This window comes from Pseudodesulfovibrio profundus (assembly GCF_900217235.1).
GTDB lineage: Bacteria > Desulfobacterota > Desulfovibrionia > Desulfovibrionales > Desulfovibrionaceae > Pseudodesulfovibrio > Pseudodesulfovibrio profundus.
Genome location: NZ_LT907975.1, coordinates 2,457,785 through 2,479,125, shown reverse-complemented (window position 1 = coordinate 2,479,125; position 21,341 = coordinate 2,457,785). Strand labels below are relative to the sequence as shown.

The following is a 21,341-nucleotide window of genomic DNA, read 5'->3' as shown; positions in this document are numbered from 1 at the left end:
GCACGGACGCGAAAAGGGGATGCGCAGAGGTCTCTATGTATAAAGGATGTGGCCCGGAGGAATGGCGCTCTTTCCTGGTGCGCATTGCTACGCATGGCCCCCACATTGCCCACGGCCTTTCAATAGATGACCATGAACTATTCATTTCTCCCACATCACATGAAGTGGATGTCATCACCCCTACCAATTCCCATGCTTTCAACCTGAGCTTTCCTAAAGAAGAACTGGATAACCTCATCAGAAAACATGGTTCCGAAACATTCTTCAAACAATTGCGGCTGGGGGGGTGTTTCCGTCCCTCACCCGAATCACTGCAACGCCTTTGCGGTGTTCTGGTCCAGGCTACCAGCGTGGCTGAATCCAGCAAGGAGCCACAACGACTGAGGTCCATGTGTGAAGATGTGGTTCACGCTTTTGGACAATGCCTTTCAACCACTTCCTCTTCCATACGCCAGATGTCTCCCAATGCACGTCGTCGGATAGTTCGGCGCGTCATTGACTTCATCCGATCAAGACCCCATGAAAACTGTAAGCTGGCCGAACTGTGCAAAGCAGCCGAAGTCAGTGAACGCAGCCTTTTGTACGCATTCAAACTGGAACTGGGGATGACCCCAAAGGCGTACCTCAAAATCTATCGCCTGCACGGCGTGTTTCGGGAACTGCGCAGCGGCAACTGCAGCAGTATCACGGAAGCCGCCACTCGCTGGGGGTTCTGGCATATGGGACAGTTTGGCGTAGACTACAAGGAGATGTTCGGCGAACTACCTTCCGAAACACTCCGTGCAAAGTCGCCGACCGTCCATCTGATGAAGACAACGCCACCTGCCACGTGAGACACTACAGGCGGTGCACCACATGTCGCACCACCCCCCATATCTCGAAGTCCGTTTCCTGACTCAGGGGAATGGGGGCGTATTCCGTATTTTCCGGTTCCAGAGACAACCCCTCAGGGGTTCGCACCAGTCGTTTCACTGTGAACTCTCCCTCCACACACGCAATAACCACATTTCCCGGTCGGGCAGTCTGCGATCGGTCCACCACCAGAATATCGTCATGGTGAATCCCCGCATTGATCATTGAATCCCCGGACACACGAACAAAAAACGTCGCTTCAGGACGAGGAGCCACATACTCATTCAGATCAAGAGCACGCTCCATGTACTCTTCCGCAGGGGAAGGGAACCCCGCCGGGACAGCTTCAACAGCGAGCGGGATTCTCTGTTTGCCTGTCGACCTCAGTTGCCCGACCTCAGCCAGCCAACAGACGCCTTCCAGGCTTTGTATTTCTTCTAAAAGACGCATCAACTCCCTCTTTTTGTCAACTTAAGAAAAACAAAAATGCTGCAAGTCGCCTTTTTTGTCAATCAAAGTTTAACTAGCAAGCGAACTATGAGGAAACCAAGCGGCTTTTTAGATTATAGTTTGAACTATTTTTTCATAATGGGTTGAATTGAAAGATAATTAAATGGTATGGTGCAAGCTAATCAATTATTTTAATCAATTAAAAATCGAGGTTTACAGTGAAAAAAGTACTTATTGCCCTCTCTCTTTGTCTGGCACTCGGAGCCACGGCTGCTTTCGCCGGTGGTGATGCTGCGGAATTTTACGCCAAACGCTGTGGTAATTGCCACGGTGAGGATGGCAGCAAAACATCCGGGCCATCCGGTGGTGTAATGCTCAAGGGTCAATCCGCTGAGGACATCAAGGCCAAGCTCATGGGCTACAAGGACGGCTCCTATGGTGGAAAGAGAAAGAAAACCATGATGCGCATGGTGGAAAAAATCGATGACAAGATGCTCAACGATCTCGCCACCCACATAGGCGGTTTCTAAATCATGAGCACATTCATGCGCCATCTTTCGGGGGCGATCATTGCGATCGCCCTCCTGTCCGTCCCTGTTCACGCCATGCAGGATAAGGAAATGGATCACGCCCAGCATGGGGCTGCATCCATGGAAGATGCAGGGCATGAAGTGAACAAGGCCGAAGGTACCATGGATCACTCCTCCATGGACATGAACACCACCGACCACAACCATGGCAACATGGACATGAGCGACGAAGACCATGCGAACATGGACAGCGCCGAGCATGACCATGAAGCCATGATGGAAGAAGCGGGCCAGGAAGTAGGGATCGAAGAGAAACTCGGCAGCATCCTTGCCGACGTCAACTTCGTTGATTCGCAGGGCAACAACGTGAACCTTCGCGAGTTGACCAAGGACATCCCCACCATCATGATCCCCATCTATTACCGCTGTCCGGATGTCTGCAACATGCTGCAGGGTTCCTTTGCTGAAATCCTTCCCGATGTTGCACTGAAACCCGGCCAGGAAATCCAGGTGGTTTCCATCAGCTTCGATCCTCGCGAAAACCGCAAGGACGCAGCCCGGGCCAAGCGCACGTATATTGCTGCCACCCAGGGCGGTTACCCCGCCGAGCACTGGAGTTTCCTCTCCGCTGAAGGCGATGTTCAATCGGTCAACAAATGGCTGCATTCCATCGGCTACACCGTCAAACGCGAAGGCGGGCTCTATGCCCATCCCGTGGCTGTCGTGGCCATCGCGCCGGGCGGCAAGGTGGTTCGCTACCTGTACGGAAGCTCCTTCCTGCCCTTCGACATCACCATGGCCGGAGCCGAAGCTGCAACAGGCAAGGAAGGACTGTCCATCAAACGGATGCTGTCATTCTGCTACAACTACGATCCCGAGGGGCGGCGGTACGTCTTTTCCATCTTGCGCGTATCCGGCTTCGCCATTTTCGGATTCATCGGCATCTTCATTCTTTACCTAGTCCTCTCCGGACGCAAGCATAAGGGAAAAAAGGCGAACTAAATGGCTGACGCTGCCGCAGACAAAGGTTTCTTTGCTTCGAAGGGCGGCTCCTGGTTCATGGAGTGGTTCTTCACCATCGACCACAAACGCATCGGGATGCTCTACCTGTGGACCATTCTCGGATTCTTCGTGGTCGGTCTTCTCCTGGGGCTTGCCATCAGGCTGGAACTCTTCTCGCCCGGCGAGACAATCATGTCCCAGCAGGCGTACAACGCCGTCTTCACCCTGCATGGTGTGATCATGATCTTCCTCGTGGTCATTCCGTCCATCCCCGCCGCATTCGGGAACATATTCCTCCCGCTGCAACTGGGGGCCGAAGACGTCGCCTTTCCCAAGCTGAACATGTTCTCCTACTGGCTCTATCTCATCGGTGGGGCCGTAGCGCTCACATCGCTGTTCACCGGGGGAGGGCCACCGGATACGGGCTGGACCTTTTATGTCCCGTTCTCAGCCATCTCCACCACCAATGTTTCCGTCGCTGTCATGGGCGTCTTCATTCTCGGCTTCTCCTCCATCCTGACCGGACTCAACTTCATCGTCACCATCCACCGCCTGCGCGCTCCGGGCCTGCGCTGGACACGGTTGACCCTCTTTGCCTGGGCTTTGTACGCCACAGCCTGGATTCAGGTGCTCGCCACGCCGATCCTCTCCATCACCGTGCTCCTTATCGCGGTTGAGCGACTGCTCGGCATGGGGATTTTCGACCCGGCCCGCGGCGGCGATCCGATTCTCTACCAGCACCTGTTCTGGATCTACTCGCACCCGGCCGTGTACATCATGATCCTTCCGGCCATGGGCGTTGTCTCCGACATCATCCCCGTGTTCTGCCGAAAGCCGATCTTCGGCTACAAAACCATTGTCGGCTCATCGCTGGCCATCGCGTTTGCCGGTTCCCTCGTCTGGGCGCACCACATGTTCGTATCCGGCATGTCCGATACCGCGGTCATGGTCTTCTCATTCCTGACCTTCATTGTGGCCGTGCCATCGGCTGTCAAAGTCTTCAACTGGCTTTCAACAATGTATAAAGGAGCGATTCGCCCGGAACCCCCGCTTATTTATGCGCTGGGATTCATCTTCCTCTTCGCCATGGGCGGTATCACCGGCCTGGTCCTCGGCTCGGCAGGAACCGACATGCACGTGCACGACACCTACTTCGTTGTCGGCCATTTCCACTATGTCATATTCGGTGGAACCGGCATGGGCCTTTTCGCCTCCATGCACTACTGGTTCCCCAAGATTTACGGGCGCATGTACGACAAGAAGCTGGCGACATGGGCCGCGCTGATCATCGTCATCGGCATCAACGGGCTGTACTTCCCCATGTACCTGCTCGGTCTGGCCGGAATGCCGCGCCGTTACTACGACTACCTGCCGCAGTACACGGACCTCCATCAGCTCTCGACCTACGGATCATGGATTACCTTTGCCGGTTTGATTCTCATGTTCTGGAATCTCTGGAGATCCCGCACCAGGGGCAGACCAACCGGAATCAACCCATGGGGGGCAGCAACACTGGAGTGGACTCTCCCCTCCCCGCCGCCCACGCACAACTTCGATGAAGACCCCGTGGTCACCCATGGTCCCTATGAATACGAGGGAATCACCATTGATGAAGAACATGCCAAGCGAACCGTGGAGGCTGACACATGAGTGAACATCCCAAAGACGCTCTGGGCGCAAAAATGGGCATGTGGCTGTTCCTGTTTACAGAAATACTGCTCTTTGGCGGCCTGTTCGTCCTCTATGCCGTGACACTGCAACGATTCCCGGATGAATTCCATGCTGGGGGCAAGATGCTCGATCTGACCATGGGAACCCTCAACACCGTGGTACTGATCACCTCGTCACTCTCGGTCGCCCTCGCCGTGGTCGCCCTGCAGAAAGGTGAAACGAAACGAGCCAAGATATTCCTCATCATAACTCTGGTTCTGGCCGCAGTTTTCCTTGTGGACAAGTACTTTGAGTGGGGAGCCAAGATCCACCACGGCATCTATCCCGGTGGAGCTGAAATGGCTGCCTTTGATCCGGGCCTGCAAGCCTTCTTCAACCTCTACTACATCATGACGGGGTTGCACGGGCTGCACATCATCATCGGTATGGGGGCGCTCACGTGGGTCTACTGGCTCATAGAAAAAGGGCACTGCAACCCGGAATACAACGTGGCCCTGGAAAACGGCGGCCTGTACTGGCACCTCGTTGACCTGATCTGGATTTACCTGTTCCCGCTCTACTACCTTATAGCCTAGCGGGGAGGACGCATATGAATACTGATACACATGCCCACCACGGGCCCGGCTACAAGCTGTTCGTCATCATATGGTGCTGCCTGCTGGTCCTCACAGCGGTCACCGTCTATGCGGCGGAAATCGATCTTGGATTTCTCAATGTGGCTCTGGCCATGACCATCGCTTCGACCAAGGCGGCTCTGGTCACGTTTTTCTTCATGCATCTGAAATACGAGAACCTGACGTTCAAACTGATGGTGCTGATATGTTTCATCATCCTCGCCATCTTCATAGGACTCACGTTCTTCGACACTGTATACAGGCCGTTGGGGTAGTCTATGTATCCACAAATATTCTCCGCAGCCAAAGATGTTGATCAGGCTTTTCTGGCCATTCTCGGTTTCTCGGTGTTCATCCTCGTGGTGGTCACCCTGTGCATGTTGTGGTTCCTTTACCGGTACAACCATAAACGCCACCCGGATGCCGCACAGATTCACGGCAATGTCTGGGCAGAAATCATCTGGACCGGCCTGCCGACGCTCATCGTGCTTGGTTTGTTCTGGACCGGCTGGACCTCGTTCAAGGCCATGCGGACCATTCCGGACGGGGCCATGATCGTGAAAGCCGAAGGACGCATGTGGTCCTGGAAGTTCACCTATGAGAACGGACGGACCAGCGATGAATTGTATATCCCCATAGACACACCCATCAAACTGGAGTTGTCGGCCCGTGATGTCATTCACTCCTTTTACGTCCCGGCCATGCGTGTCAAATGGGATATGGTGCCGGGCATCGACACCGATGCCTGGATTCAATCCGACACCCTTGGTCAATATGACATTTTCTGCGCGGAATACTGCGGGTTGAAGCATGCGGACATGATCACACTGCTCCATGTGCTACCCGATGACGAATTCCAGGCCTGGCTTGAGAAGAAGCCGGACGACGGCGGCAAACCCCGCGGACTGGTACTCATGGAAGAAACCGGCTGTTTCGACTGCCACGCCATGGACGGTTCCGACGACATCGCCCCGCATCTCAACGACATTGCCGGTGCGGAACGATTGATCATCATACCCGGCGGCGAAAAGAAAACTGTTACTGTGGACGAAGAGTATTTGCGCAAAGCTATTCTTCAGCCCGGAGCTGAACTGGTCGACGGGTGGTATGATGACATGCCCTCCTACGAAGGGGAGTTCAGTGAGGAAGATCTGAATGCCATCATCGATTACATGCTTGGCAAAGCGGAATCTTCCGCACCCCACCCCGGCATGGAAGTGGCTGAGATCGAAGGCTGCCTGACATGTCACTCGGCTGATGGTTCCGAAACGGGCATTGCCACCTCATTCAAGGGCTTGTTCGGTTCCGAAATCAAAGCAACGCGCTACGACAAGGAAACGACATTGATTGCTGACGAAGCATATATTCGTCAATCCATCAAGAATCCTTCCATGTTTGTTCGCGATGGCTATGACGACACCATGCCTTCCTACGATTATCTGGATGACGAATCCATGGACAAGCTGGTGTCCCTGATCAAGTCCCTGGGGGAGGAGCAATAGTCAGTGAAGCGATACGTTGATCTCATGCGGTATCGCGTCAGTCTCGCGGTTACTGCCGGTTCACTGTTTGGCGCGCTGTTTTACGGCGGGCCGAACGTGATCGACGGCGTAGCAACGGCCATTGGTGCCGGGCTCCTTTGCGCAGGAAGTTCCGCTCTCAATCAGATACAGGAACGGGCGTATGATGCGCGGATGGATCGAACCAGACATCGCCCCGTTGCCAGTGGCGCATTGTCTGTGGATCATGCCTTGCTTGTTTCACTCGTGCTCATGATATCCGGCCTTGTTCTGTTCTCGTTAACCGGAGGCTGGCCGCTTCTTCTGCTCGGTCTGGCCGTACCTGTCATTTACAACGGCATGTATACGCCCCTCAAACCCATCACCCCCATGGCGCTTCTGGTGGGCGGTGTAAGTGGTGCTCTACCTCCGTTGACCGGATGGATGGGAGCTGGCGGTAGCATGACCGCTCCGGCAATCGTCGGCGTAACCGTTGTCTTCTACCTGTGGCAGGTACCCCACTTCTGGCTGTTGCAGGAAAAGCATCGCGAAGACTACGAGCGTGCCGGTTTCGCCACTCTTGGCAAACGCCTGCCAAAAGCGTTCTACAAACCGCTGCTTGCCCTGTGGGTTGCGGCATACTTCCTGGCTCTGGGCTATCTTGCGGTTATGAACGTCATGGCCTCTGTCCATTGGCTGATGCCGCCCGGATTGTTGTTCATGGGCGGCTGGACCCTGTTTTCCGTGGCGCGCGAGCACAATCGCCGTGCCGCCATGACCATATACGCCTCGCTGCCGCTGACCCTTGCGGCCGTGCTGGCAAATACGCTGTGATAAACGAGGATATTACGATATGCTGCTGATGTGGGTACACCCCCTGATTCAATCCGTTGCCATGATCCTTGCCGTATACGTTTTGTACCTTGGCATTCAACGCTTTCGCTTCCAGCACCTGAAGGTGCGCTGTCCTTTCAATTGGAAACGCCACGTGCTGCTGGGCAAGGTCGTTCATGGCCTATGGGCCTTTGGCGCCTGTCTCGGCCTGTATATGGCGTATTACGCCTGGGGGTCCATTGATCTGACGGGCGGGCATTTCACTGTCGGCGTACTCATGCTTCCGGTAATAGTCGCAGCCCTTATATCCGGCCTTATTCTGGAAAAGCCCAAGGGTAAACGGGCCAACCTTGCTCTCTTCCATGGCTCCTGCAATGTGCTGCTGTTCCTTATGGCCTGTTACCAGAGCTATACCGCCATTGAAGTCATCAACCTATTCCTTCTGCATTAGTCGCTGTCATCCACTAAACAGCAAAACGCCCTGCCGATCACTCGACAGGGCGTTTTTTAGGGGCTGTACCAGATAACTAGCCCATATGTCTTCTAACCCACTGTTTCAGTTGTTTAAACTGGCTTCGCGGATTGCTGTTATTAAAACGCCACTCGCATTCCTTTAAAAACAGAGAAAAATGCTTGGTTGGAATGCCGTTGAATTTCCTCATATGGCGTTTGGCCTGGTTCCAAAAATTCTCGATTCCATTGATGTGGTTGTGGCTATCTGCAAACAGCTTCGAGTGGTTGATTCGGAAGTGTTTGAACGCTGACACATCAAGGACATTGTAGCCATACCAGCAGTCCGAGTAAACCACACTGTCTGGCTGGATTCTTTCCTGAATAATGGGAAGCAAGGTTTTACCTTTCGCATCAGGAATCACCTGTGTATAGACCTTCCCGCCCCTTTTAAGGATTCCAAAAACAGGAACCTTACCAGCCGCCCCACGTCCTCTTTTGCCCTTTCGCTTGCCACCGAAGTAGCTCTCATCGACCTCAAATTCGCCAAAATCCATCCCTTCACAGGACTCTTCTACCGCTATGATTTCCCGGAGCCGGTGAAAGTAATAGGCGGCTGTTTTGACGTTCACACCAACCAGATCGGCAGCGCAACGAGCTGTCGTGCCAGCCACAAAATGTTCGATTAAACGAAGCTGCTTGTCCTTGCTCAAACGACTTTTTCGCATTGCCATACCGATAACCCAAAGGAGTTATCTGGTACAGCCCCGTTTTTTATTCGCTGAGAAAAACTTGACTTCCATGCTTGAATCAATCGTTCAAGCCAAAGAAGCGCCGCGCATTATCTCCGGTCATCTTCCATAGATCAGCCACAGGGCGTCCCTTGATTTCAGCAATGCGCTTAGCAGTGAATCCGACCAATGCAGGGTGGTTCCGCTTGCCGCGCCACGGTTCAGGGGCGAGGAACGGGCAATCCGTTTCAATCAGCAGTCGATCAAAGGGGATACGGGCTACGGCCGCCTGCAAATCATCTGTTTTGCGAAATGTGACCGGACCGGGAATCGAGACATACCAGCCATTGTCGATGACAGGCTGGGCCAGCTCCAGGCCGGACCCGAAGCAATGCCACAGCACCGGATAATCCTTGAACCCCTGTTCCTCAAGAATGGCGATACAATCGGCATTGGCGTCGCGAGAGTGGATGATGACCGGCATTTCCAGTTCCCGCGCCAGATCAAGCTGTTTGATAAACGCTGTTTTCTGGACCTCATGCGGCACCCTGTCCCAATAATAGTCGAGACCAATTTCACCCACGCCTTTGAGGCGATCATCTTCGGTGAAATGGCGGCGCATCCGTTCAAGGACTTCGTCTGTCAGGGTATCGGCGTTATTGGGATGGACCCCGAGCAGAAAGGAAATCTGCGGGTGCGCATCGAACATCCCCTTGTTACGCTCGTAGGCATCAGGGCCGAGGAACACATTGATGATCTGCTCCACACCACAGGCGGCAGCGCGAGCGATCATCGCTTCGCGGTCTTCGTCAAAATCTTCCAGATCAAGATGGGCGTGCGAATCCACGCCCCCCAGGGGCAATTCCAGGGCCTCGGGTTCGAGGCGGGGCTTCTTTTTTCCCATTAGTATCGGCTCACAGTGCGTTCCACAGTTCAAGGACTGCTTTGCGTTGTTCTTCGGTATCGTATGCAATGGCGGTTTCCTGCCCTGCCTTGAGCAGAGAGTCAAGGGCGGGTCCACCGCTGTTGATCAACTCCACGGCCTCGGTCAGGCACAACGCAGCATCAAGGGCATCGCCATCGGCACACCAGAAACCGTTTCCAGTCCAGGGAACATCACGCAGAGGCCACCACGGCGTAAAGCGCGGCATCATCTGTCCCTGTCGCATGTAATCCCATCCCCCGAAGCCGGAGAAGCCGACGGGAAGACAACCGCACGCCATGGCCTCAAGGGGCGGTAACGGACATCCCTCAGGATAGCCGGACGCCAGAAAAATGTGGGACGCACGAAGTGTTTCGGCCACCTCGTACGTATCCATCCCTTCAATGGGTACCCAGCGGACACCTTTGGCATCGAATCCGCCACAGGAATGTTCAAAGATGGACTTGATCTGTGCGACCATGGCCTTGTTCTTGCGCGGCATGTAGGCAATGGAGATCACATTATCCGGCTTTTGTTCCGGTGCATGAAAAATAGAGCGATCAATGCCGGGGCGCAGGACGGGCGCGTCTTTGCATGTGGACTGCTTGACGAAAAATGAGACCGGGTCCGAGACCGCCAGAAACTCCACCGGCAACGTATGCCAATCAGCGCCATCCGGAAGCGAGGAGAAGAGGTACGCCCAGTTCTGCACGTAGCTCAAGCAGGTGGCACGCGCTTCCAGCCCTGGCATGAGGGCATTGACCCACCCTTCGGGTACGAGCCACAGGTCATCGCCGGTCAAGCGCATGTCGGCCCACTGGATAACCGGCGCGGTATCGGCCAGTCCTTCCGGTCGCCAACCCGAATTATCCCTGACAACAAGTCGGGCCTCATGCCCTCCCTGATGCAGGATGTCAGCGATCTGCCGAAGAACGGTGACACCGCCGGTGGGTTTTTTGACTGGGGGCAAAAAGATATATGTGATCATAACAAGACAAGTGAAACCACACTCGCCACCCTTTTGCAAGGGTACGCCTATATAACATGCACAAAAGAGTCGGTAATCCAGCGCGCTGTGTGCCAACTCCTCTTACGGAATTTGGGAGCGGGGCGGGAGGGCTTGGGGGAGGTCCCACCCCGCTGACTATGGGATTGGAGCCGATGCCCCGTTCTTACTGTATATACGCTCACACACGCATCAAGGTTACGAATCTGCTGTGATTATGTGAAATAAAATGCTGTCCCAAAAAAAAGCGGCTCCCCCATTCAGGAGAGCCGCTCTGCATTATTACCAAAAAGTATGGCTACTTATGCGCCGACGTGCAGCTTGAACGCTTCAAGGGTATTGACCATCAACTGCGCAATGGTCATCGGGCCAACGCCGCCCGGAACCGGAGTAATGGCATGGACCTTGTCCTTGAGACCTTCAAAGTCACAGTCTCCGGCCAGCCCTTCATCGGTGCGGTTGATGCCGACATCAACAACAACAGCCCCTTCCTTGACCATATCGGCGGTCACGAAGTTGGGCATGCCGATGGCAGCGAAGATGAAATCGGCCTCAAGACATTCTGCTTTGAGGTCTGCCGTACGGGAGTGACACAGGGTCACGGTGGCATTGGCGCACGGACCGGACTGGGAAAGCATCATGGCCAGCGGCTTGCCCACGATATTGGAACGACCAATGACAACGGCCTTCTTACAGGCTGGGTCGATATCGTAACGCTGCAACAGGTTGATGACACCGGCAGGCGTACACGGTTTGAACCCGGGCAGGCCGAGGGACATCTTGCCCACGTTCACCGGATGGAAGCCGTCCACATCCTTATCAGGATCGATGAGGTCGAGAATTTTCTGGGAGTCTAATCCTTTGGGAAGCGGCAACTGAACAAGGATACCGTCCACATTCACATCGCGATTCAATTCCTGAATCAACCCTTCCAGCTCGTGCTGGCTGGCCGACTCCAGACGGTAGGGGATAGACTTGATGCCGCAATCCTCGCAGGCCCGCTCCTTATTGCGAACATAGACCTGGCTGGCCGGGTCTTCACCCACCAGTACGACAGCCAAGCCGGGCTTACGCCCGAATTTACCCTCAAGAGCGTCCACTTCCTCTCTGATCTCAGCCCGGATTTCCGCGGCTGTTTCCTTACCGTCTAGCAGAATCATTTTCGCCTCCAGCGACTTGGAATCCCACATCTGCCCATCCACAGGCAGCGCATGCGATTCCGTCTTCTTTTCCCTGAAACATAGAACGCCTCGCGACGGTTGCGCCGACTATAAAAAAATCTGCCGCCTCGTTCCATGTCCGAAAAATATTTCAAAGCACCAACACAGCTCAATACACCCGTGCGCTGCTCGCTTCCTTAGAAAAAAAGGACAGCCAATGCAAGCCGCACGGACTGTCCTTATAAGGATATTTCCCAATTATCATGCTTCAACTCAGTCTTCACGCATCCTAAAATGGAAGCGGGCTACCCAGATGAGCATGTCGGGAGAGACCATATCCATCTCTCCCGTTCATATGCACGCCTACTCTTCTTCGAAGAAGCTGCCGCCGAGGATGGGACCGTAGTAGATGCCATCGTCGTCGAGCTCTTCCTCAATGCGAAGAAGCTGGTTGTACTTTTCCAAACGATCGGAACGGCAGAGCGAACCGGTCTTGATCTGTCCTGCATTCACGGCAACGGACAGGTCGGCGATGAAGTGATCGCCGGTCTCACCGGAGCGGTGGGAAACCACGTTGGTGTAACCTGCGGTCTTGGCCAGTTCGATGGTGTCGAGAGTCTCGGTCACGGTACCGATCTGGTTCAGCTTGATCAGGATGGAGTTGCACACACCCTGGTCGATGCCATCGGCAAGGATGTCGGGGTTGGTAACGAACAGGTCGTCGCCCACCAACTGGATGCGGTCGCCCATTTTTTCCGTCTGCAGGGCAAAGCCGTCCCAGTCGGACTCGGCCAGGCCGTCTTCGATGGAGACCAACGGGAACTGGCTGGCGAGATCGTCGTAGAAATCGACCAACTCAGCAGAGGTCAGGGTCTTGTCCTCACCAGCGAGCACGTACTTGCCGTTCTTGTAGAATTCGGAAGCAGCTGCATCAATGGCGTAGCAAATTTCCTTGCCCGGCTCATACCCTGCGCCTTCAACAGCGCGAGTGATGTACTCGAATGCCTCGGCGTGGGACTTCAGGTTAGGAGCGAATCCGCCTTCGTCGCCTACGCTGGTGACATGACCGTCCTTGGCAAGGATGGATTTGAGCTTATGGAAAACCTCAGCACCCATGCGAAGGGCCTCGGCAAAGGTCTCCGCGCCAACAGGCATGATCATGAACTCCTGGATATCCAGGTTGTTGGGAGCGTGTTCGCCACCATTGATGATGTTCATGAGGGGCACGGGCAAAAGCTTGGCATTGGTGCCGCCAAGGTACTGGTACAAGGGCAAGCCAAGCACCTGGGCACCGGCACGGGCCGCAGCCATGGAAACACCGAGCAGCGCATTGGCGCCAAGTCGTTCCTTGTTTTCGGTCCCGTCCAGATCAATGAGCAGGTTGTCGAGGGTTACCTGACGAAGGCAATCCATACCGATAACGGCACCGGCAATTTCGCCGCGCACGTTTTCAACTGCGGTCATGACACCTTTACCGCCATACCGCTCTTCTTTATCCCGCAATTCCAAGGCTTCACGGGAGCCGGTGGATGCACCGGAGGGCACAGCAGCCCTGCCGACAACACCGGATTCGAGGATGACTTCTACCTCTACGGTGGGGTTACCGCGTGAATCAAGAATTTCACGGGCCCAAACGCCGGAAATGGTACTCATGATCTACTCCTTCTATGTGTAGTAAAAATGACAATCATTTGAATCGCGTAAAACACTAAACGAATTTTCCACGATACTCAATTGTCTACACGCGAATCATGCCAATGGCAGTTATTTTCCTCAACCGCCCCAACTGTCACATGATCGTCACATCCAGGCCCGATTTATAATAGCATCAGATAAACTGACTACAATATCATAATAATTACTACTTGCAAATATTTTCTGAATGTATAAATTGCTTGCTTGCATAATTAGAAACAACACTAAACGGGCGAATTATCGGTGAAAGCCGAGCCCACACCATAAGAAAGGTAACGCTATGAGACTATCCAAGAAGTTAACATTGTCCTTCGGCACATTGGTAGTTCTTTTATTGGGACTTGCTTCCGTAGCCTACTGGTCCCTTGAAAATTCCAGTTCAGGATTCAATCAATATAGAGAGTTGGCAAGAGACTCCAATCTAAGCGGCCAACTACAGGCCAACATGCTCATGGTGCGCATGAACGTGAAGGACTTCATTATCACCGGAAGCCAGAAGGATCTGGATCAGTTCAACGACTATTTCGACAAGATGCGCGGATTCATGGACGAAGCCCAACAGAATATCCAGAATCCATCACGGTCCGCATTGATAGATCAGGCAGACGAACGTGTCAGAGACTACGGCAATAATTTCAACAGGGTCCAGGAGCTCCGTGATCAACGTAATGCGCTCGTCGCAACCCTTGATGAAGCCGGAGCCAGGGCCGAACAGAGTCTCACACAGGTTCTGACCACAGCAAACAGTGCTGAGAACTCGGACATGGCCTACCGTGGAGGCATGGTCATGCGCAACCTGCTTCTGGCGCGCCTCAATGCCAACAAGTTTCTCACTTCCAACGCTCCTGAAATCGTCAAGGTTGTGGCCGATGAGCGTGCATCACTCGAAAAGCAGCTGCAACGCCTGGATATCTACCTGGAAACTCCCGAACAGCGACGACTTATCAATGAAGTGAACGAAGCCACATCCACCTATTTTTCCACTTTCGATAAGATCGTCAACGTCATCACCACTCGTAACGACATCATCAGCAATCGACTCGATGTCATCGGACCGCAGATCGCCAAGGATGTGGAAGATGTGAAGCTCTCCGTGCTCAAGGATCAGGATGAACTAGGTCCTCGACTCGAAGCCGCCAACCGCAAGACTGAAATCTCCGTCATAGTGATCAGCGCCATTGCCGTCGTTCTCGGTATCGTCGTGGCCTACATCATCACCCGCTCCATCACCGGCCCGCTTGGTAACGCCGTCCGTTTCGCCGGGGATGTTGCCAAGGGAGACTTGTCGACACATGTTGAACAGGATGATCTGAACCGCAAGGATGAAATCGGCGAACTGGCGAGGGCGCTGAAGAACATGATGCAGCAACTGACAGTCGTCGTCAGCGACGTTCGTGTCGGCTCCACCAATGTCGCCAATGGCAGCGAAGAGCTTTCCTCATCGGCAACGGCTCTCTCCGACGGCGCCAACGACCAGGCCGCAGCCATCGAAGAGATCTCGTCCTCCATGGAACAGATGTCGTCCAACATCGCACAGAACTCCAGTAACTCCATCAAGACCGAGGAAATCGCCAACCAGGCCGCCAAGGACGCTGACGAGAGCGGCAAGGCAGTTCAGGAAGCGGTTGTCGCCATGAACTCCATCGCGGAAAAGATCTCGATCATCGAAGAGATCGCCCGCCAGACCAATCTGCTCGCCCTGAACGCGGCCATTGAGGCTGCCCGGGCCGGTGAACACGGCAAGGGATTCGCGGTTGTCGCCGCTGAAGTCCGCAAGCTCGCCGAACGAAGTGGACAGGCTGCCGGTGAAATCAGCGAGCTGTCGTCCAACACCGTACACGTAGCCGAAAAGGCCGGAACCATGCTGGAAACGCTGGTGCCCAATATCCGTAAGACGGCTGAACTGGTGCAGGAAATAGCCCAGGCCAGCAGTGAGCAGGACAGTGGTGCAAGCCAGGTGAACAGTGCCATCGCCCAGCTGGATCAGGTCATTCAGCAGAACGCCGCGGCCGCTGAAGAGGTCGCCTCCACCAGTGAAGAGCTCTCCAGTCAGTCCAGACAATTGGAAGAGACCATGTCCTTCTTCCGCACCAACGGAGACTCGCCCGAACTGCCGCAAAGAACGGTTCGGGTCCTTCAGACGCCCAAGCAGACTCTGCCCCAATCCGGGCCGAAGAAGCCCACCACACCGCCGAAGAAGGTCAACGAAAATCACGGCATTGACATGGACATGGATGATGAAGACTTCGAGCGTTTCTAGCTAGAACTCATCATCGCCAAAAAAAGAACCCCGTCTTCTTCGGAAGGCGGGGTTCTCCATATATCGACAGTCGAGCCGTATACGGCCAGGCTCGATCAGCTAACTACCTGTTGTAATAAGCCATCCACAATCCTTCCATGACCAGCTCGGGGCGCAGCTCGTCAATTCGCTCACTGACCTGGGCCACATTGCGGGACAACCCGCCTGTAGCAACGACAAACGGATCGTCCATTTGTGCGGAGAGCTTTTCGACGAGGCCATCAACCATGGACGCAAAACCGAAAACGAGCCCTTGGTTAAGACACTCTTCCGTGCTTTTTCCCCAGTGAAGGTCCGGGCTTTTGATCTCCAAATCGACTTTGGGGAGCTTTGCCGTACCGCTGGACAAAGCAGAGGTGGAAGAGAGAATACCCGGGCAGATCAGGCCGCCTTTGAATGCGGTTCCCTGCACGCAGGCCAGCGTGGTGGCGGTGCCGAAATCGATAACAATAAGATTTCGGTGCTCATAGGTCAGACGAGCCGAAAGACAACCGACCAGAATATCGGCTCCTACCTGCTCGGGTCTGGCATATTCATTTTCAAGGTCGATGGGCAGATTTCGCCCGGCAAAGTATGGTTCGCAATCTAGAAAACGCTGGGCCATGTCCATGATAAGCGGATCGAGCGGGGGAACGACACTGGAGATGGCACATGCTTCCACGTCATCGGCCGAAACGCCCTGCCTTGCCAGAATGGCCTCTATTTTCAAGCCCCAATCATCAGCGGTATTGGCCGGACGGGTAGGCAGCGTGTAGCTTTCGCCCAGCCCCTGATCATCGGCCAGACAGATTTTGGTATTGGTGTTTCCGGCATCAAAAAGTAATACATACCCCATGGCGATCTCCTTTCAGGGAGTTTCTACTCCTTTCGATACAAAAGACAAGGCCCGCCTTTTCACTAAAAGACGGGCCTTGATTTCAGCAATTACTTTTCAATCACAGGATCAGAACTTTTCGAATTCGTCATCACTGTCATCACCCATATCCAAGGCCACGCCGCTTGATTGCTGCGCGGGGGCAGGGGTGGAAGGTCTGCTTGGAAGCGACTTGGGAGAAGGCTTGGACACAGTCACCTTGGAGGCAGATCGTGACCTTCTGGAGCCGCCACTACCCAGGCGGAAGTAACCGATTGTCTCTTCCAACAGTCCGGCATGCCCGGCCAGTTCTTCGGATGAAGCAGCCACTTCTTCGGATTCAGCGGAGTTCTGCTGCACCACGCGGTCCAGTTCGAGCATGGCATTCTTGATCTGGTTGGAGCCAGACTGCTGCTCATCACTGCTGGTGGCTATTTCCTGCACCAGTTCAGCGGTCTGAATGATGTCCGGTACCATCTTTTCAAGCATCTTGCCTGCTTCTTCGGCGATATCCACACTGTTGGCAGACAATTCGCTGATCTCGGCAGCAGCCACACCGCTTCGCTCGGCCAGCTTGCGGACTTCGGCGGCAACAACCGCGAATCCCTTGCCGTGCTCTCCGGCCCGGGCAGCCTCAATGGCCGCGTTCAGGGCGAGCAGGTTGGTCTGACGGGCGATCTCTTCGATTATCGCGATCTTGTCGGCGATCTGCCGCATGGCTTCGACGGTCTTGGATACGGACTCGCCACCACGCTTGGCATCGCTGGCAGCCTGTCGAGCGATCTTTTCCGTCTGACGGGCGTTATCCGTATTTTGCTCGATGTTCGCGGTCACCTCTTCCATTGAAGCAGAGACTTCCTCAACAGAGCTGGCCTGATTGGTGGCACCTTCGGAGAGTGACTGCGACGTTGCCGCCAGCTCGCCACTACCCTGGGTGACACTTTCCGCCGCACCCTGAACATTGGATACAACCTCGCGCAACTTGGAAGACATGGAGTTCACAGCAGCTCCCAGCTCTTCCAGTTCGTCACGGGGGCCCTTGGCATGAACGGACAAGGGCTTCACATCGAGATCACCGTCATTGATGGCCGACATGACCGACACGGTGTTGCTGATGGACAGGCTCATGTTTCGAGCAAAATAGATTGCCACGAACACGCCAAGAACAACCATGAGCAGACCAATACCGGCCGACCAGTACTTGGCAGTATTCAATGCTGCAGTTGCAGCCCGCTTACCGGCCATGAATTCTTCCACATAGGCTGTACCAAAGATGACCCAGTCCCACGGCTCGAAGTAGATGGCAGTCAGAATCACATCCTGCCCTTCGATGACAGCTCGACCGGAGACCGGCTTGCCGCTGTTCCCCTTGGCTTCATTGATCAGAGTCTTGTAAACGCCATCGGCCTGATCCATGACGCTGGATCCTTCCTTGGTCGAGTCCTTGTGCATCTTGATGACGCCCTGGGTATTGCCGGACCCGCCAACAACGGACAGGTACCCGGATTGGCCCAAAACAACTGACTTGAGACCATCGCGCAGCTCGCTGACACCCTCCTGAAGGATGCCAACGTAGATACAGCCGATGACCTTGCCGGAAGCGTCCTTGATCGGCTTGTACTGAGTCAGGTACCAGGCATTGACTACGTAGGCGGTGCCACGGAACGTCTTCCCGGACTTGATGGTCTGGGCAACCACGCTCGAACTGGGGATAAATGTGCCAACAGCCCGCTGCCCGTTGGTTTTCAAAATATTGGTGGCAACACGAAGCAAATCGCCCTGACTGTTCATTGTCTGGAAGACGGTACAGGTCGTTTCCGTCAGTTGCATGATATCATCAACCAGTGGGGTACGCTTGTCCGCGCTGGCATTCTGACCAAGCCACTGGTCTCCCAATGCCATTTTAGGCAGGGAAACCGTGCTTGTCGCTTTGCTGACCTGATTGACAGCCTGCCATTCCACCTGTTCATCCATCAGTTGCAGCCCGCCGCCGCGTCGGACAATATCTTCCAGCACCCGCATATCGTTTTCCAGTTGCTTTTGAAGCGTCGCGTGCTGAGTGGCAAGCATGGCTTTGGCATCTGAAACTCCCAACTCTATCTCATGTTCAGCCTGTGAATCAAAATTTTGGGTCAGCGTGTATTCTACGTTGGAACTCTGCCAAAATAGAATAGCGAGTATGCCGAGGGTCGTTAAACCGACCAGCGATACGCCGAGGGTTGTTAGTTTTGGGCCTATTTTCATGAGCGGTACTCCTGAATTTAGAGTGGAGGTCAACAGGTTGCCCTTTTGAGACCTCTGCACGGCAAATCCCACACTTTTACTCTTTAACTATTTGATTTATTATGCTATTATTTCTCCATCCAAAGGAGGAAGGCATGGCTATTCGGCAGAAAGGACCTCGGTTGGGTGATTACTTCCTGGGGCACCGCAGAACCAAGACCACATTTCTGGATGAGATCAACGAACTCATCGACTGGCAGCCCATCAACGCCTTTCTGTGCAAGAAGATCAGGCGCAAGGCCAACGCCGTGGGCAATCCCGCCTATCCGCCTCTGGCGATGTTCAAGATTCTGCTCTTGCAGCGTTGGTACAACCTGAGTGATCCGGGCGTGGAGCAGGCGCTGCTCGACCGGCTCTCCTTTGTCAGATTTACCGGTTTTTCCATCGAGGACGACGTGCCGGACGAGACCACCATATGCCGTTTCCGTAACGGTTTGATCCGCCTGAAGGTGCTGGACTCCTTGCTCGACATGCTTAACCGCCAGCTTGAAGGACAAGGGCTTCTTGTCCGTGAGGGAGCCGTGGTGGACGCCTCGGTAGTCGAGTCGCAGCGGCGGCCGCGCAAGGTTATCGACGTGATGCCTGAGGACCGTTCCGAGGACGCCGAAGAACAGGATGGGCCGGTGGACTGCCGGGTCAGCTATTCGGATGACGAGGAGGCGGCCTGGCTCCGCAAGAGAAATCGGGCCTATTACGGCTACAAGCTCCATGCCGCGACGGACAGTCGAGACGGGTTTCTGCTCTGTGGTCACATCACTCCCGCGAACCATTCGGACACGGGCGAATTCGAGCGGCTCGTGAATGGCGTCGGCCTTGATCCCGGCGCACGGGTTTATGCGGACAAGGGCTATTGCAGCGGGAAGAACCGGGACATTCTGTTTGATCGCGATTTGGAGGACGGAACCATGGACAAGACGCCTCGTGGCGGCAGGCTGACAGACTTCGAAAAGACCCGCAACCGTGACATCAGCAGCATTCGGCAAATAGTCGAGCGGGCCTTCGGCACACTCAAACGTGGCTACGCATTCTTTCGGTCCCGATACGTGGGTCGTGAGAAGGTGGAGGGAGAGTTCCACATCCTCGCCATGGCGTTCAATTTGAAAAAAGCTGTTCGACTGGCGCGAGCCTGAAGGGAGAGGTGCGTCCAAAATCCGGCATTTCGGCCAGAAATGGCAGGAAAAGGCCGGGAATGAGCCCAAGCTGGGGTGCGGTCAGAACATCAAATTGGGTGCGGAGCGCAAGGCACGGACGCGAAAAGGGGATGCGCAGAGGTCTCCTTTTATTAAGACTTTCACGAGATCACCACATACCACAGTAAATCAACAAAGTCCTATTATAATTACGAGTTGATTATTCGGGTTATTATTTTGGTACAGTCGATCTCTGTTGTGCATGAGGGCCAAATATCCTATAGGACTATGGTGAACTTATAAGGAGTTACATATGGATCCAGCCACCCTGATACCCCTAGCCGACCCATTGCCCATACATTCGGCATGGTTCGATGTGTTGTTAATCGTGACTTTCACTGCCCATATTCTATTCATGAATGCCATGCTCGGCTCGGCCGCCATCGGCATCGTGAAAACCATCAGAGGCAATGACCAACTCAACAGGGATGTCGGCCAGAAACTGCCGCCCCTCATGGCATTGACCATCAACATGGGAGTCGCGCCACTGCTTTTCCTTCAAGTGAACTACGGACAGTTCGACTATGTCAGTTCCGTGCTCATGGGAGGCTGGTGGCTGGGAATCATTGTTGCCCTGCTCATATCCTACTACGGATTTTATGCGTATAAATTCCGGGTGGACAACATGGGCAAAGCCACACGCAACCTGCTTTTCGGCGTATCCATAATCGGATTACTCTATGTCGGTTTCATGCTGACCAACAACACGACCCTGATGCTGGTTCCCCATGAGTGGAAGCAGTATTTCGACGGCGCAAAAGGGTTCCTCAACCTGAACGATCCCGCCATGCCGCCGCGATTCCTGCACTTCATGGTCGGCTCCCTGGCCATCGGCGGACTCTTCATTGCTCTGCTCGGGCAGTGGAGAAAACACAATGAGTACATCACAATCGGTATGCGCTGGTTCACCCACGCAACCCTGGCCAATCTGCTGGTAGGCGTGTGGTTCCTTATCTCCATCCCCCGCGACATCATGCTCAAATTCATGGGCGACTCGACTCCGGCCACAGCGACCTTCATTGCATCGCTGTTCGGCGTAGTCATGCTGCTTTCTGCCGGATTTCGCAGAAAACCCGGGGCCGCCACCATCTGGTCGATCATCACGGTCTTCCTGATGGCCTGCAACCGTCACTGGTTGCGCACCTTCTACCTGTCCCCCTGGTTCAGAGTCGAAGACACCCCGGTCACCAATCAGTTCGGCTCCCTGTTCCTCTTTCTCGGCTTCCTTGTGGTCGGCCTCGTCGCCATCGGGTACATGCTCAACCTCTACTTCAAAGCATACGACAGGAGGGCGTAAGGC

General features: G+C 54.5%; 20 protein-coding genes. 12 read left to right on the top strand and 8 right to left on the bottom strand.

What is annotated here, in order from left to right:
• Nucleotides 1-35 precede the first annotated feature (35 nt).
• Entirely contained in the window at nt 36-833 is a 798-nt protein-coding gene (locus DPRO_RS11665; RefSeq protein ID WP_097012195.1) for an AraC family transcriptional regulator, read from the top strand.
• A 4-nt stretch (nt 834-837) separates the two neighbouring features.
• On the opposite strand, the gene DPRO_RS11660 is transcribed toward DPRO_RS11665, so the two are convergent.
• Nucleotides 838-1,302, bottom strand: a complete 465-nt coding sequence (locus DPRO_RS11660; protein ID WP_097012194.1) for a LexA family protein — start codon at nt 1,300-1,302, stop codon at nt 838-840.
• A 218-nt stretch (nt 1,303-1,520) separates the two neighbouring features.
• Between DPRO_RS11660 and DPRO_RS11655 the strand changes: the two genes are divergently transcribed.
• The 8 genes from DPRO_RS11655 to DPRO_RS11620 are packed head-to-tail and all read left to right on the top strand — an operon-like array spanning nt 1,521 to nt 7,903.
• On the top strand, nt 1,521-1,832 hold the full coding sequence (locus DPRO_RS11655) for a c-type cytochrome (RefSeq protein ID WP_097012193.1): 312 nt from the start codon (nt 1,521-1,523) through the stop codon (nt 1,830-1,832).
• A gap of 3 nt (nt 1,833-1,835) precedes the next feature.
• The gene (locus DPRO_RS11650; protein WP_157917458.1) at nt 1,836-2,834 is read left to right on the top strand and encodes an SCO family protein; all 999 of its coding nucleotides are present in this window, start codon (nt 1,836-1,838) and stop codon (nt 2,832-2,834) included.
• The gene (ctaD, locus tag DPRO_RS11645; protein ID WP_097012192.1) at nt 2,835-4,484 is read left to right on the top strand and encodes a cytochrome c oxidase subunit I; all 1,650 of its coding nucleotides are present in this window, start codon (nt 2,835-2,837) and stop codon (nt 4,482-4,484) included.
• Complete coding sequence (locus DPRO_RS11640) at nt 4,481-5,080, top strand: cytochrome c oxidase subunit 3 family protein (protein WP_097012191.1); 600 nt, start codon at nt 4,481-4,483, stop codon at nt 5,078-5,080. Before ctaD ends, DPRO_RS11640 begins: the two co-directional genes overlap by 4 nt.
• Before the next feature lie 14 nt (nt 5,081-5,094).
• Nucleotides 5,095-5,394, top strand: a complete 300-nt coding sequence (locus DPRO_RS11635) for a cytochrome C oxidase subunit IV family protein (protein ID WP_097012190.1) — start codon at nt 5,095-5,097, stop codon at nt 5,392-5,394.
• Between the two features lie 3 nt (nt 5,395-5,397).
• Nucleotides 5,398-6,621: a cytochrome c oxidase subunit II gene (coxB, locus tag DPRO_RS11630; RefSeq protein ID WP_097012189.1), complete on the top strand. Its 1,224-nt coding sequence runs from the start codon at nt 5,398-5,400 to the stop codon at nt 6,619-6,621.
• A 3-nt stretch (nt 6,622-6,624) separates the two neighbouring features.
• Nucleotides 6,625-7,452: a protoheme IX farnesyltransferase gene (locus tag DPRO_RS11625; RefSeq protein ID WP_097012188.1), complete on the top strand. Its 828-nt coding sequence runs from the start codon at nt 6,625-6,627 to the stop codon at nt 7,450-7,452.
• Between the two features lie 19 nt (nt 7,453-7,471).
• Nucleotides 7,472-7,903 (top strand): hypothetical protein, encoded by a 432-nt coding sequence (locus DPRO_RS11620; RefSeq protein ID WP_232005569.1) that lies wholly within the window; start codon nt 7,472-7,474, stop codon nt 7,901-7,903.
• Nucleotides 7,904-7,979: 76 nt separating this feature from the next.
• On the opposite strand, the gene DPRO_RS11615 is transcribed toward DPRO_RS11620, so the two are convergent.
• The 5 genes from DPRO_RS11615 to eno all read right to left on the bottom strand — a co-directional run bounded on the left by DPRO_RS11615 (nt 7,980) and on the right by eno (nt 13,374).
• Nucleotides 7,980-8,630, bottom strand: coding sequence for an IS1595 family transposase (locus DPRO_RS11615; protein ID WP_097012874.1), 651 nt, complete (start codon nt 8,628-8,630; stop codon nt 7,980-7,982).
• 82 nt (nt 8,631-8,712) lie between these two features.
• A complete protein-coding gene (locus tag DPRO_RS11610) occupies nt 8,713-9,537 on the bottom strand; it encodes a TatD family hydrolase (protein WP_097012187.1) in 825 nt (274 codons plus the stop codon).
• A 10-nt stretch (nt 9,538-9,547) separates the two neighbouring features.
• Nucleotides 9,548-10,543, bottom strand: a complete 996-nt coding sequence (locus tag DPRO_RS11605) for a glycosyltransferase family protein (protein WP_097012186.1) — start codon at nt 10,541-10,543, stop codon at nt 9,548-9,550.
• Between the two features lie 320 nt (nt 10,544-10,863).
• Nucleotides 10,864-11,721 carry a bifunctional methylenetetrahydrofolate dehydrogenase/methenyltetrahydrofolate cyclohydrolase FolD gene (folD, locus tag DPRO_RS11600; protein WP_097013733.1) on the bottom strand — a complete coding sequence of 286 codons (858 nt, stop codon included), beginning with the start codon at nt 11,719-11,721 and terminating at the stop codon, nt 10,864-10,866.
• Between the two features lie 363 nt (nt 11,722-12,084).
• Nucleotides 12,085-13,374: a phosphopyruvate hydratase gene (gene eno, locus DPRO_RS11595; RefSeq protein ID WP_097012185.1), complete on the bottom strand. Its 1,290-nt coding sequence runs from the start codon at nt 13,372-13,374 to the stop codon at nt 12,085-12,087.
• A 322-nt stretch (nt 13,375-13,696) separates the two neighbouring features.
• Between eno and DPRO_RS11590 the strand changes: the two genes are divergently transcribed.
• Entirely contained in the window at nt 13,697-15,676 is a 1,980-nt protein-coding gene (locus DPRO_RS11590) for a methyl-accepting chemotaxis protein (protein ID WP_097012184.1), read from the top strand.
• A gap of 103 nt (nt 15,677-15,779) precedes the next feature.
• Here the strand turns inward: DPRO_RS11590 and DPRO_RS11585 are convergent, their stop codons facing one another.
• Complete coding sequence (locus DPRO_RS11585; protein ID WP_097012183.1) at nt 15,780-16,550, bottom strand: type III pantothenate kinase; 771 nt, start codon at nt 16,548-16,550, stop codon at nt 15,780-15,782.
• Between the two features lie 108 nt (nt 16,551-16,658).
• Nucleotides 16,659-18,812, bottom strand: a complete 2,154-nt coding sequence (locus DPRO_RS11580) for a methyl-accepting chemotaxis protein (RefSeq protein WP_097012182.1) — start codon at nt 18,810-18,812, stop codon at nt 16,659-16,661.
• 101 nt (nt 18,813-18,913) lie between these two features.
• Between DPRO_RS11580 and DPRO_RS11575 the strand changes: the two genes are divergently transcribed.
• Both DPRO_RS11575 and DPRO_RS11570 read left to right on the top strand, forming a co-directional pair.
• A complete protein-coding gene (locus DPRO_RS11575; RefSeq protein ID WP_097010253.1) occupies nt 18,914-19,981 on the top strand; it encodes an IS5 family transposase in 1,068 nt (355 codons plus the stop codon).
• A gap of 313 nt (nt 19,982-20,294) precedes the next feature.
• Nucleotides 20,295-21,338 carry a hypothetical protein gene (locus DPRO_RS11570; protein WP_097012181.1) on the top strand — a complete coding sequence of 348 codons (1,044 nt, stop codon included), beginning with the start codon at nt 20,295-20,297 and terminating at the stop codon, nt 21,336-21,338.
• The last annotated feature ends 3 nt before the right edge of the window (nt 21,339-21,341 follow it).

What these genes read in the sequence shown, in the direction of transcription:
- DPRO_RS11610 (WP_097012187.1), bottom strand. Translation starts at nt 9,537, where the DNA reads ATGGGAAAAAAGAAGCCCCGCCTCGAACCCGAGGCCCTGGAATTGCCC.
- DPRO_RS11605 (WP_097012186.1), bottom strand. Translation starts at nt 10,543, where the DNA reads ATGATCACATATATCTTTTTGCCCCCAGTCAAAAAACCCACCGGCGGT.
- DPRO_RS11580 (WP_097012182.1), bottom strand. Translation starts at nt 18,812, where the DNA reads ATGAAAATAGGCCCAAAACTAACAACCCTCGGCGTATCGCTGGTCGGT.
- DPRO_RS11585 (WP_097012183.1), bottom strand. Translation starts at nt 16,550, where the DNA reads ATGGGGTATGTATTACTTTTTGATGCCGGAAACACCAATACCAAAATC.
- DPRO_RS11615 (WP_097012874.1), bottom strand. Translation starts at nt 8,630, where the DNA reads ATGCGAAAAAGTCGTTTGAGCAAGGACAAGCAGCTTCGTTTAATCGAA.
- DPRO_RS11575 (WP_097010253.1), top strand. Translation starts at nt 18,914, where the DNA reads ATGCTATTATTTCTCCATCCAAAGGAGGAAGGCATGGCTATTCGGCAG.
- DPRO_RS11665 (WP_097012195.1), top strand. Translation starts at nt 36, where the DNA reads ATGTATAAAGGATGTGGCCCGGAGGAATGGCGCTCTTTCCTGGTGCGC.
- eno (WP_097012185.1), bottom strand. Translation starts at nt 13,374, where the DNA reads ATGAGTACCATTTCCGGCGTTTGGGCCCGTGAAATTCTTGATTCACGC.
- coxB (WP_097012189.1), top strand. Translation starts at nt 5,398, where the DNA reads ATGTATCCACAAATATTCTCCGCAGCCAAAGATGTTGATCAGGCTTTT.
- DPRO_RS11640 (WP_097012191.1), top strand. Translation starts at nt 4,481, where the DNA reads ATGAGTGAACATCCCAAAGACGCTCTGGGCGCAAAAATGGGCATGTGG.
- DPRO_RS11660 (WP_097012194.1), bottom strand. Translation starts at nt 1,302, where the DNA reads ATGCGTCTTTTAGAAGAAATACAAAGCCTGGAAGGCGTCTGTTGGCTG.
- DPRO_RS11650 (WP_157917458.1), top strand. Translation starts at nt 1,836, where the DNA reads ATGAGCACATTCATGCGCCATCTTTCGGGGGCGATCATTGCGATCGCC.
- DPRO_RS11620 (WP_232005569.1), top strand. Translation starts at nt 7,472, where the DNA reads ATGCTGCTGATGTGGGTACACCCCCTGATTCAATCCGTTGCCATGATC.
- DPRO_RS11590 (WP_097012184.1), top strand. Translation starts at nt 13,697, where the DNA reads ATGAGACTATCCAAGAAGTTAACATTGTCCTTCGGCACATTGGTAGTT.
- DPRO_RS11570 (WP_097012181.1), top strand. Translation starts at nt 20,295, where the DNA reads ATGGATCCAGCCACCCTGATACCCCTAGCCGACCCATTGCCCATACAT.
- ctaD (WP_097012192.1), top strand. Translation starts at nt 2,835, where the DNA reads ATGGCTGACGCTGCCGCAGACAAAGGTTTCTTTGCTTCGAAGGGCGGC.
- folD (WP_097013733.1), bottom strand. Translation starts at nt 11,721, where the DNA reads ATGATTCTGCTAGACGGTAAGGAAACAGCCGCGGAAATCCGGGCTGAG.
- DPRO_RS11635 (WP_097012190.1), top strand. Translation starts at nt 5,095, where the DNA reads ATGAATACTGATACACATGCCCACCACGGGCCCGGCTACAAGCTGTTC.